This window comes from Endozoicomonas sp. ALB115 (assembly GCF_049310245.1).
Classification (GTDB): domain Bacteria; phylum Pseudomonadota; class Gammaproteobacteria; order Pseudomonadales; family Endozoicomonadaceae; genus Endozoicomonas.
Genome location: NZ_JBLYZG010000005.1, coordinates 153,179 through 164,608, shown reverse-complemented (window position 1 = coordinate 164,608; position 11,430 = coordinate 153,179). Strand labels below are relative to the sequence as shown.

Sequence of the window (11,430 nt, the reverse complement as noted above, 5' to 3'; positions counted from 1 at the left end):
ATAGCCCCGCTATTCTCCTCAGAAGCAGAAATTTTTATCCTCAATTTCTCGCAATCCTCGCTACGGACGCTTAAGTCCGACAGGCTCCTAGGACAATATAGAAGTTTTTAGCCGCTTTATCCGGTTTCGTGACTGAAATATTTTGAGGTGGCTGCCAGGATGGGGGCTGGCAGCTATGGTGTCGGCTTATTTACCCAGTTCGCGCTCCAGTGGGATCATGTGATGTTTTGGCTGCAGTACCAGAATATCGGTTTTGACCTCGGAGATCAGCTGTTCGGCGGTATTGCCAATAGCCAGGGCGCTGATGCCGGTTCTTGCGTGAGTGCCAAGAATCAGAAGTTTGGCATCAATGTCTTGCAGCAGCGCGGGGATCATGGTCTCGGTTGGACCGGGTTCAATATGGAAATAGTCTTCATTGAGATTGAACTCCCGGGCATATTCCTGACAATGCTTTTCGTAGTAGTCCTTGTCAGTCCGTCCATCACCGTGATCCTGAATCGCCAGCATCGTTGTCGGGTAAGCGGTGGCCAGATGCAGCTCTGATGAGAACTCACTGGCGATGTCCGTCGCATATTGCAGGATCGCCTGGTTAAGAATGCTGTGATAATGGTCTCTCGGGTCGGCGTTAATGGCCGCGAGGATTTTGCCTTTAGTCCAGTCACTATTATCCTGCACCAGCAGTACAGGAACCCGGCAGCGGCGGAGGAGGCTCCAGTCTTCAGGCGTAGAGAAGGCTTTCTTGAGGGCGGTGATTAACTTGGCATCTTTGACTACCAGGTGGCAGCGTTCCATCTGACGCACATGGATAATGGTTTCAATAACAGAGCCATTCCATGTTTCATGCAGATAAACCTCCTGACCCTCAGACATCAGTGGCTCAGCCAGTGCTTCCAGGCGAACCATTGATTCACCATCGGCCCTGGGGTTTGGCGCAAGAATATGCAGGGCAGCACCGGTTACCCGGCAGATCTGGCTGGCCCGTTCAAGGGCAAGCTGCTGTTCCTTTCTGGTATCAACAACGGCCAGAACCTTGGTAATTCCACGCATAATGTTTCCTCTCTTGCTGAATATTCTGCTTGTTATAGTTCCATCATGCATGAGCGGAACTGATGTTTTTATGATCTGGGTCAATAGAATGCTGTGCAGTTAGGAGTATGTGGAATGTTATTCCATGAATATTTGTATTTATAAAAGAGATCTTATGGAAACCGTTGTGTTTTTTGAAGAATTGATCTGGGTCAATAAATGTGCTGGCGAACTTTATATAATAACAGCATATTACATTTCCGGTTGATAAATAACAAAAAAGGTAAGGAATGAAAATCAAATCGCTTTCTCTCGCTATTATCAGTGCAACTGTATTGCTATCTGGTGCCGCACAGGCCTATGAGGCTGGTGACTTTATTGTTCGTGGTGGTCTGGCCAGTGTAAATCCTGATGTGGATAGTGGAAATCTGTATGTAGCAGGGGTCGAACAGCCTGACTCAAAAGTGGATGTCAATAATGAGACTCAACTGGGATTATCATTGACTTATATGATTCAGGATAATTTCGGTATTGAGTTGCTTGCAGCTACTCCATTCTCACACAAGTTGCAGGGTAAGGGTGGGCTTTCTGGTCTTGGTGATTTCGCTGAAGTAAAGCACTTACCACCTACTTTGAGTGTTCAGTATTATCCAATGGGTAATGCGTCAGCGTTCCAGCCCTATTTTGGCGCGGGCTTGAATTACACTATCTTTTTCAGTGAAAAGTTTGTTGGTGCTGGTTCGAATGCTGGTTTTCGGAATCTGAAGCTGGATGACTCCCTTGGTCTGGCGGCTCAGGTCGGTTTTGATTACCAGGTTGCTGATAACTGGAGTGTGAATGCTGCCGTCTGGTATATGGACATAGATACAACGGGTACTTTCACAGATGGCTCAAATGATTACAAAATTGATGTATCTCTGGATCCCTGGGTATATATGGCCGGTGTAGCATACCGTTTCTAAAGCCATGGCAATAAGTTGAATAAAAAAAGCTGTCAGTTGTCTGACAGCGTTTTTTATTCTGCGCATTGGTGAATCTGACCTTTGTAGCTTCAGCGTGCTTTATGGGTCTGCTTGATCTCCTGCTTCATAAGAAAAAGACATTGATGCCTCACTTTAACGCCCTCCTGTCGCTCGTGTTACCATGCTGGCTCAGCCAGGTGAGCCAGTTATGACCAATATTTCGCCCATTCTTGAATTCTTACCCTGTCCAACCCCTGAGGCATGGATTGATGAAGCGCGCAAACCAGAGAATCTTGCGGTGATTCTGGTTGATCATGCCAATAATGAACTGAAGGCCGCTCAATCAGCGATGGCGATTATGAGCCGTTATCGCACCGGGACGTTCGTCCGGGGTAATGGCCGCTGTGAACAGCAGAAAGGTGGGCTGCAACTCAGAATAGAAGATCAGTTAAGCCTGCTGAACAAAATGTCCAGACTGGCCCGTGAAGAGTTGCGGCACTATGAGCAGGTTCTGGCCATTATGGCACGCAGGGATATTCCCTATGTTCACCTTGGAGCCGGTCGCTATGCGGGGCAGTTAAGTGCTGCCATCAGAACGTTTGAACCATTCAGGCTGGTCGATACCCTGGTGATGGGGGCGTTTATTGAAGCCCGTTCCTGTGAGCGTTTTGCGGCACTCTCGCCATGGCTGGACGATGAATTGCAGAAGTTTTATCAGTCATTATTGAAGTCTGAAAGTCGACATTTTCAGGACTATCTGGCATTGGCAGAGGCCATTAATGGCGGGTCAGTGGCTGACCGGGTGGCGATATTCGCCGGGATTGAACAGGATGCCATTGAGTCTCCGGACAAACTATTCCGTTTTCACAGTGGTGTGCCTGTCTGAGAATATTGGTGCCAGGGGCTTCGCCGCTGTGACGACTGTCCGTAAAACGTGATAGACCGGCTCTGCATTGTCGTGGTTTTAAAATCTCTAGCCGTCTTTGCTTGTAAATAAACGTACGGGGGATAAAAAAAGGGAAATAAATGTCCAACAGGGCTATCGAAAACTGAATTGGAATTACAAAATGTATAGTGCAGTTTCCAGTCCTGATAGCCAGAGCACTTTCGCCGGTACAACTCCCTCTGGCCCTGATGCCACGGATAAGTCGTTAGCCCTTGTTCTTCCTGCCTTGCCAAAAGAAACTTCCCTTGCTCACAACAGCCCTGTCCCCGCCGCTGCCCTGACGGAAAGAACCATCGCACCATCAGGGCATCATAACCCACTCCCCTTGCCGGAAAACTGGCAATGGCAATTTGTCTCTGGAATCCTGAATGGAGAAATCGAGGCCATTTCAGGATTGCTTCAACAAGGTGCAGATGTTAATAGCGACCTCTCCAGCCAGATTGCAAAATTGGCTCAACAACCTGTCAACATTCATGGGACGCACCCCTCTGTTACAGTCCGCCTGGGCAAGACTGCCGGACTGGGGGCTCTGTGCACCCCGCTCTGGCTGGCAGCCGGGGCTGGCAAGCTTGAAGTGGTAGAACTTCTGCTGTCTAAGGGGGCACTCCCTGACGCCAGGGACTATCGCTTTGCACCTCTTGAGATGGCAGCCGTTGCAGGGCATCTGGATATAGTCAGGGTCCTGCTGGAATATAAGGCAGACATACAAGCTGGCAGTACCACAGGTGTTAATTCTCCACTGTACTGGGCCGTTCATGCTGGCCATCAGGATGTGGTGGAGTTTCTGGAAATGAACGGTGCCCATTTGCAAGTTGGTTGCCCGGGCATGGATGCTCTGATTCACGAATCAGCCAGAAGGGGATCGACCAATTTAATAGAGTATCTGCTCAATCTCGGCGAGGACATTGATAACCACAGTACCGGTCAGCATACCCCGGTTTATGCTGCGGCAATCAATGGCCATTTTGAGCCGGTCAAGTTACTGCTTGAGCGAGGTGCCAACAATAGCCATGGCGAAACCGGTGGCAAAACCTTGATCTGGGCTGCCTGTTACAGCGGCAACCTCCAAATGGTCAAATATCTGCTTGATCAGGGGGCGGACATCAACGCTGGCGGCGGTAATACCTACCCCTGGACAGAACCCCACCCCATTGAGGCTGCTGCTCATTCTGGCAATTGCCAACTGTTGGCGTACTTGCTGGAGCATCAGAATCTGACTATCAACACCCCCGACCTCAGCGCTACTCTGTTCCGCCACGCTGCTGAGGGAGACAAAGTGGTGATGATGGATTACATTGCCAACAGGGCAACTATCAACATTAATGAAACGGGTTGCGATTCCCCGATCTCAGCAGCGGCTCGCAGTGGCTCTATCGAAGCGGTGAAGTGGCTACTTGAAAAGGGTGCAAACATTGAGGCCAACTGCTCAGGCCCACAAGCTCCACTGTGTCAGGCTTGCGCCCGGGGGCACTTTAAACTGGTCAAATTCCTGGTCAGCAAGGGCGCAAGACTTGACGGCAATACAGGGTTGGATTCGCCAATCTATTTTGCGGCCAGAGCTGGCAGTATTGATACCGTGGCATACCTGCTTGACAGGGGCGTCAGCGTCAATGCCGATGCTTCAGGTTTTCGTACCCCTATCTATATAGCAGCGCAGAAGGGGCTTGTGGAGATGGTGGAATACCTGCTGGATAAAGGCGCAGAGGTTAATGCTAATGTTAATGCTGACGAAGGTCTCCACTCGCCTATCTTTGGGGCTGCATTTAATGGGCACCTTGAGCTGGTCAAGCGTCTGGTTCATAAATCCGCAGCAATTGATGCAGGTTCTTTGCTTTTTGGTGCCGCCCTGGGAGGTAACTGCCCCATACTGGAATACCTGTTTGAAGAGAACACAATACTGCAGCGTATCGAACTGTCACACTTTTCAGGGGCACTCATTCAAGCGTCTTTTCATGGCCACCTGAACGCAGTAAAGTACCTGCTCCGCGCATTCGAGACCCATTTCAGTACTGCCCCCAAGCCTGACATCTCTAAACCGCTCTGGATGGCGGCCCAAAGTGGGCATGTTGATGTGGTGAAGTATCTTGCTGGGCTGGGGGCTAACGTGAATGTGGAAAGCCAGAACTTTGGCAGCGCGGTTTGGACTGCATCAAAGTATGGTCATCTGGATACCGTCATGTACTTGCATCAACAGGGTGCCGACATTCACTACTCAAACCCTGCCAACAATACGGATGTACTTTCCATAGCGGAGCAAATGGGTCATCAGGATGTTGCTCAATACCTGCAGCAGCTTAATCATTTTCTCCCAATGACCAGCAGTCTTTGTCGGAAGCCCGGGGAGCACTTTTCCTCGATCGATGAGTCAAAAAATGAGTGAAATCCGATTTCACAGCGGGGTGCCTGTCTGAGAATATTGGTAGCAGAGTCTTCGCCGCTGTGACCACTGTGCATAAAACTTGATAAACCGGCTCTACATTGTCGTGGTTTTAAAATCTCTGGCTGTCTTTGTTGTTAAATAAACGTCTGGCGGATAAAAAAAGGGAAATAATTGTCCAACAGGGTTCTCGAAATCTGAATTGGAATGACAAAATGTATAGTGCAGTTTCCAGTCCTGATAGCCAGAGCACATTCGCCGGTACAACGCTCTCTGGCCCTGGTGCCAGGGATAAGTCGTCAGCCCCTGTTTTTCCTGCCTTGCCAAAAGCGCCTGCCTGCAATCGCGCTGTTCCCGTCACTTCCCTGACGAAAAGAGCCATTGCACCATCATGGAATCATAACCCACGCGCCTTGCCGGACAACTGGCAAAGACAATTTGTCTCTGGAATCCTGAATGGAAAAATCCTCGCCATTTCAGGATTGCTGCAACGGGGTGCCGATGTTAATGGCGACCTCTCCGAGCAGATTGCAACATTGGATCAACAACCGGTCAGCATTCACGGGACGTCCCCTTATGTTATAGCCCGTCTGGGCAGGACTATTAAGATGGGGGCTCAGTGCACCCCACTCTGGCTGGCAGTCGGGGCTGGCAAGCTTGAAGTGGTAAAACTTCTGCTGGCTAAGGGGGCACTCCCTGACGCAAAGGGTTCTCTTTATGGACCTCTTGTGATGGCGGCCGTTTCAGGGCATCTGGAGATAGTCAAGGTTCTGCTGGAATATAATGCAGACATTCAGGCTGGCAGTACCACAGGTTTTATCTCTCCACTGTACTGGGCCATTCATGCAGGCCATCAGGATGTGGTGAAGTTTCTGAAAGAGAACGGTGCCCAGTTGCAAGTCGGTTGCCGGGGCATGGATGCTCTGATTTACCAATCGGCCAGAATGGGATCGACCAATCTAATCGAGTATCTGCTCAATCTCGGCGAGCATATTGATAACCACAGTACCGGTCATCGTACCCCGGTTCATGTTGCGGCAATCAATGGCCATTTCGAGCAGGTCAAGTTACTGCTCGAACGAGGTGCAAACAATAGCCATGGCGAAACCGGCAGTAAAACCTTGATCTGGGCTGCCTGTCGCAGCGGCAATCTGCCAATGGTCAAATATCTGCTTGATCAGGGGGCGGATATCAACGCCGGATGCGGTAACACATACTCCCAGACAAACCCGCACCCTCTTGAGGCAGCGGCCCATTCTGGTAATGTGCAACTGTTGAGGTTCCTGCTTAGGCACCTGAATCTGAATCTTGACACTCCCCACCTCAGCGCCACTCTGTTCCGGCAAGCGGCTGAGGGTGGCAAGGTGGTGATGATGAATTACATTGCCAGCAGGGCAGCCATCAACGTTAATGGGGCGGGTTACGATTCCCCGATCTCTGCTGCGGCCCGCAGTGGCTCAATTGAAGCTGTAACGTGGCTACTTGACAGGGGGGCAGACATTGAAGCCAATTGCTCAGGCCAGCAAACTCCGTTGTGTCAGGCCTGCGCCGGCGGGCACTTTGAACTGGTCAAACTCCTGCTGGAAAAAGGCGCAGATATCAACGCCAACGTCACGCTCGATACGCCTGTTGTTGAGGCTGCATCGAAGGGGCACCTTGAGCTGGTCATGCTTCTGGTTCATAAATCCGCAGCAATTGATGCGGATTCTTTGCTTTTTGTCGCCGCCCTGGGAGGTCACTGCCACGTACTGGAATACCTGTTTGAAGAGTACACCATACAGCAGCTTATCAAACCGTCACACGTTTCATCGGCGCTCATTCATGCGTCAAGTCAAGGCCACCTGAAAGCGGTAAAGTATCTGCTCAGCGCATTCGAGACCCATTTCAGTACTGCGCCCAAGCCTGACATCTCTGAACTGCTCTGGAAGGCGTGCCAAGGTGGGCATGTTGATGTGGTGAAGTATCTTGTTGAACTGGGGGCTGACGTTAATGTGGAAAGCCGGAACTTTGGCAGCGCGATCTGGACTGCATCAGATTATGGTCATCTGGATACCGTTATGTACCTGCATCAACAGGGTGCCGACATTCGCTACTCAAACCCTGCCAACAATACGGATGTACTTTCCATTGCTGAGAAAATGGGTCATCTGGATGTTGTTCAATATCTGCAGCAATTTAATGTGACCAGCAGTTTTAGTCGGAAACCCGGGGGTGCCATCGATAAGTCAAAAATAAGTGACATCCGATGTCACAGTGGTACCTGATTTTTCGTCAGACTATATCTGAGGGTTTATTCGGGATGATAAGTCCTGCAGCGGATTGACTCTGTGCAGGCTGGTTTTCAGTGTTAGAGGGGGGTAGGTGGGGCTGACGTTTGAGTGGGAAAAATTTTGTTCATAAACATGTGGGCAGCCAATGTGATGGTTCCTGAAATCACTGCCTGAGCAAAGAAAGACAGGGTTTGATGTTCGCTACGTAGTTGCTGATAGTTGATCCATTGACCTGTATCGTTACCAAAGTAGTATTGGTCTAAAAAATCGTCGGCAGGCTGATTGTAGTATGATTGGACCCTGTGGATCGCTATGCTGGTCAAACATCCGTAACTACACGCCAAAACACCATACGTAGCGAACTTAAATGCCTTGGCAGCCGCTGTTGATGCTGAGGACCGAGGCTCTTGGGAATTAATTGGCAGTCTTGTGTCAGGAGTATTGGTGATGAGACTGGAAAACATGATCAAATCCTCTTAATGAATGTAAGATTATTTCTATTGACAATATCAGAGGATCATTTGTTCAATTTTTGAAAAAAATTATGGTTTTCATGCCAGGGCATCAGGTGCAGTCACTTTTTTACTCGCGGATCATGGATGTTTGATCGGGAAAGCATCCAGCGTTATACCATTGCTGTCCAGTTCAATCTCCCAGCCCTTATTCGTCCAGTCGCCCAATACAAAGCGTTTGCCGATCCCATGTTTTAAGGTGACTTCATGGATGTCCGGGCGGTGCGTATGGCCGTGGATCAAGGTATCTACCTCGAACCTTTCCATCGCCTCAACCACTTCGGATCGCGTAACATCCATAATGTCCAGCGCTTTTCCGATTTTGGCCGCTTTGCTTTTTTGGCGGATTTTGTGGCCCAGATTCTTGCGGTAAGTCAAGGGAGTCATACGCAGTAAAGCCATCACCAGGGGATTACGGATAATTTTTCGGTAGCGCTGGTACTGCTTGTCTTCAGTGCAGAGTGAGTCACCGTGCATCAGCAGAATTTTCTGGTTATTAATCGTGATCAGTGTCGGGTCTTTCAGCCACTGTGCGCCGGTGGCCTGCAGGAAGCTTTTCCCGATGGCGAAATCCCGGTTGCCGGGCATCAGGTACAGGGCCTTGCCGCTGTTGGTATACTGTCTGAGTCGCTGGGCAATATCGTGTTGAAAGTCATCCATGGCATCATCCCCGACCCAATATTCAAAGAAGTCACCCAGAATATAGAGGGCATCAGCCTGCGGGGCCCGATCGGCCAGATAATGGCAGAACGCCCGGGCAACCGCCGGGCATTCTGGTGTCAGGTGAAGGTCTGAAATAAACAGCGCCTTCATCAGGCGGTTTCCACGTTCTCAAGCACTTCTGCGGACTCAATCACCACGTCTTCTACCGGAACATCCTGGTGGCCAGCACGGAAAGTGGTTTTAACCCCTTTGATCTTGTTGACGATATCCATGCCTTCAGTCACTTTGCCGAAGACGCAGTAGCCCCAGCCATCACTGGTTTTGGCGCTGTGGTTAAGGAAGTGGTTGTCTTTGACATTAATAAAGAACTGGGCAGATGCCGAGTGCGGGTCCATGGTTCTGGCCATGGCAATCGTCCCGGTTTCATTCTTCAGGCCGTTATCGGCCTCATTGTCGATGGGCATCCTGGTTGATTTTTGCACCATGCCAGGCTCAAAGCCGCCGCCCTGGATCATAAAACCATCGATAACACGGTGGAAAATGGTGCCATTAAAATGGCCGCTATTCGCATACTCAATGAAATTGGCAACGGTTTTTGGTGCTTTTTCAGCATCCAGGTCCAGTTTGATATCACCGAAATTGGTGTGTAATACGACCATCATGTGGGTCACCACTCTTGTTAAATAACGTCTGTTACATAACGTCCGCAGACTCTGGGAGCGTCAGGAAAACCAGGGATTCTAGGTGTTTCTCGTACCTGTGTAAAACCTATTCGTTAAACCAGGGGCCGAATACTGATAGTCAATACGATCTATTATTGTCTGTCAGGCCTGTCTGTCGGTAAAAAGTGAAACCATACCTGGTAAATCCTCCTGGCAGGATAATGAGTTATTTTCCAGCATTGGCAGATATGGTAGTCTCAGCCGATTATGGCGCAGGTATCTAAACCCTGTTCGCCAGTAACCTCTCATAGATGCATCAGTGACAATGACTGCTACCGAAAAAGCCAGAAACTTTCTGGAACAGATTATTGAAAAAGACTTGGCAGAAGGCCGGGTCAGCCGTATTCATACCCGCTTTCCTCCAGAGCCGAATGGTTTTCTCCATGTTGGCCACGCTACTTCCATATGTCTGAACTTTGGTCTGGCAGAAAAGTACCAGGGTGAGTGCAACCTCCGTTTTGACGATACCAACCCGGAGAAAGAAGAACAGGTCTATGTGGATGCCATTCAGGAAGATATCCGCTGGCTGGGCTTCCAGTGGTCTGGTGAGGTTCGTTATGCCTCCAGCTATTTTGACCAGTTTTATGATTGGGCTCTGCACCTGATTCGTGAAGGCAAGGCCTACGTGGATCATCAGAACGCTGAAGCCATGCGCGTTAACCGGGGTGATTTCAATAAGCCCGGTGTTGAGAGCCCGGACAGAAACAAGTCTGTCGAAGAAAACCTGGCTGAATTTGCCAAAATGCGGGCCGGTGACTATGAAGAAGGCAAGGCGTCCCTGCGGGCCAAAATCGATATGCAGAGCCCCAATATGAACATGCGGGACCCGGTTCTCTATCGGATTCGCAAGGTGCCTCACCATCAGACCGGCGACAAGTGGTGCATTTACCCCAGCTATGACTTTGCCCATGGCCAGGAAGATGCCATTGAGCATATTACCCACTCTATCTGCACCCTGGAGTTCCAGGATCACCGTCCTCTCTATGAATGGTTCCTGGATAACCTGCCGGTTCCGGCCAGACCCCGACAGTATGAGTTTGCCCGTACCAACCTGAATTACACGGTGACTTCCAAGCGCAAGTTGAAAAAGCTGGTGGATGAAGGTGTGGTGAATGGTTGGGACGATCCCCGAATGCCAACCATCTCCGGTATGCGTCGTCGTGGTTATACCCCGACTTCCATCCGCCGCTTTTCCGAGATGTTGGGTGTAAGCCGATCCGATGGCACGGCTGATGTGTCCATGCTGGAGCATGCCATTCGTGATGACCTGAACACCAATGCCGCCCGAGCCATGGCGGTACTCTCGCCTTTGAAGCTGGTGATTCAGAACCTGCCGGAAGGCGAGGTGCAGGAGATGGCGGCGGCAGCACATCCTAATCGTCCGGAGCTGGGGCAGAGAACCCTGCCGTTTACCCGGGAAATCTACATCGATCAGGAAGACTTCACCGAAGATACCACCTTATCCCGCAAAAAGTTCAAGCGTCTGGTGATTGGTGATTATGTTCGTCTCAGAAGTGCCTATGTCATTAAGGCGGAAGCAGTGATCCGTGATGAGAGTGGCAATATTGTTGAAGTTCATGCCTCTTATGTGCCGGGTACGGTAGGGGAAGATCCACCGGAAGGTATTCGTCCTCGTGGCGTTATTCACTGGGTTTCGGCGACTCACGGCCAACAGGCTGAATTGAGAATTTATGATCGTCTGTTCAGCCATCCGGCACCGGATCGTGGTGAAGAGGACTTTCTGAGTCATGTGAATCCGGGCTCCCTGAAGGTGACTCAGGCGTGGGTTGAGCCATCGCTGGTCAATGCGGCACCGGAACAGTCCTTCCAGTTTGAGCGTGAAGGTTACTTTGTTGCAGACCGCCGTGACCACTGCGCCGAACACCCGGTGTTTAACCTGACCATTGGTTTGAAAGATACCTGGGCCAATAAGGCTTGAAGAAAGGATACCG

General features: G+C 50.2%; 8 protein-coding genes. 5 read left to right on the top strand and 3 right to left on the bottom strand.

Annotated elements, in window-relative coordinates; genetic code table 11:
* Positions 1 to 186: 186 nt before the first annotated feature.
* Positions 187 to 1,047 (bottom strand): universal stress protein, encoded by an 861-nt coding sequence (locus tag ACO6VE_RS04095; protein WP_422448258.1) that lies wholly within the window; start codon positions 1,045 to 1,047, stop codon positions 187 to 189.
* A 269-nt stretch (positions 1,048 to 1,316) separates the two neighbouring features.
* Between ACO6VE_RS04095 and ACO6VE_RS04090 the strand changes: the two genes are divergently transcribed.
* The 4 genes from ACO6VE_RS04090 (at position 1,317) to ACO6VE_RS04075 (ending at position 7,575) form a co-directional block, all read left to right on the top strand.
* Positions 1,317 to 1,988: an OmpW/AlkL family protein gene (locus ACO6VE_RS04090; protein ID WP_422448256.1), complete on the top strand. Its 672-nt coding sequence runs from the start codon at positions 1,317 to 1,319 to the stop codon at positions 1,986 to 1,988.
* 208 nt (positions 1,989 to 2,196) lie between these two features.
* The gene (locus ACO6VE_RS04085; protein WP_422459852.1) at positions 2,197 to 2,874 is read left to right on the top strand and encodes a tRNA-(ms[2]io[6]A)-hydroxylase; all 678 of its coding nucleotides are present in this window, start codon (positions 2,197 to 2,199) and stop codon (positions 2,872 to 2,874) included.
* A gap of 181 nt (positions 2,875 to 3,055) precedes the next feature.
* Positions 3,056 to 5,314 carry an ankyrin repeat domain-containing protein gene (locus ACO6VE_RS04080; RefSeq protein ID WP_422459850.1) on the top strand — a complete coding sequence of 753 codons (2,259 nt, stop codon included), beginning with the start codon at positions 3,056 to 3,058 and terminating at the stop codon, positions 5,312 to 5,314.
* A 212-nt stretch (positions 5,315 to 5,526) separates the two neighbouring features.
* Complete coding sequence (locus ACO6VE_RS04075) at positions 5,527 to 7,575, top strand: ankyrin repeat domain-containing protein (protein WP_422459848.1); 2,049 nt, start codon at positions 5,527 to 5,529, stop codon at positions 7,573 to 7,575.
* A gap of 599 nt (positions 7,576 to 8,174) precedes the next feature.
* Here the strand turns inward: ACO6VE_RS04075 and ACO6VE_RS04070 are convergent.
* Positions 8,175 to 8,906: a UDP-2,3-diacylglucosamine diphosphatase gene (locus ACO6VE_RS04070; RefSeq protein ID WP_422459846.1), complete on the bottom strand. Its 732-nt coding sequence runs from the start codon at positions 8,904 to 8,906 to the stop codon at positions 8,175 to 8,177.
* Complete coding sequence (locus ACO6VE_RS04065) at positions 8,906 to 9,415, bottom strand: peptidylprolyl isomerase (RefSeq protein ID WP_422449555.1); 510 nt, start codon at positions 9,413 to 9,415, stop codon at positions 8,906 to 8,908. Before ACO6VE_RS04065 ends, ACO6VE_RS04070 begins: the two co-directional genes overlap by 1 nt.
* Positions 9,416 to 9,743: 328 nt before the next feature.
* On the opposite strand from ACO6VE_RS04065, the gene ACO6VE_RS04060 reads away from it, so the two are divergent.
* Complete coding sequence (locus ACO6VE_RS04060) at positions 9,744 to 11,417, top strand: glutamine--tRNA ligase/YqeY domain fusion protein (protein ID WP_422459844.1); 1,674 nt, start codon at positions 9,744 to 9,746, stop codon at positions 11,415 to 11,417.
* Positions 11,418 to 11,430: the final 13 nt, after the last annotated feature.

Bases quoted from the DNA above. Each gene is read 5' to 3' on its own strand.
- ACO6VE_RS04060 (WP_422459844.1), top strand. From the start codon at position 9,744: ATGACTGCTACCGAAAAAGCCAGAAACTTTCTGGAACAGATTATTGAA.
- ACO6VE_RS04095 (WP_422448258.1), bottom strand. From the start codon at position 1,047: ATGCGTGGAATTACCAAGGTTCTGGCCGTTGTTGATACCAGAAAGGAA.
- ACO6VE_RS04090 (WP_422448256.1), top strand. From the start codon at position 1,317: ATGAAAATCAAATCGCTTTCTCTCGCTATTATCAGTGCAACTGTATTG.
- ACO6VE_RS04075 (WP_422459848.1), top strand. From the start codon at position 5,527: ATGTATAGTGCAGTTTCCAGTCCTGATAGCCAGAGCACATTCGCCGGT.
- ACO6VE_RS04065 (WP_422449555.1), bottom strand. From the start codon at position 9,415: ATGGTCGTATTACACACCAATTTCGGTGATATCAAACTGGACCTGGAT.
- ACO6VE_RS04080 (WP_422459850.1), top strand. From the start codon at position 3,056: ATGTATAGTGCAGTTTCCAGTCCTGATAGCCAGAGCACTTTCGCCGGT.
- ACO6VE_RS04070 (WP_422459846.1), bottom strand. From the start codon at position 8,906: ATGAAGGCGCTGTTTATTTCAGACCTTCACCTGACACCAGAATGCCCG.
- ACO6VE_RS04085 (WP_422459852.1), top strand. From the start codon at position 2,197: ATGACCAATATTTCGCCCATTCTTGAATTCTTACCCTGTCCAACCCCT.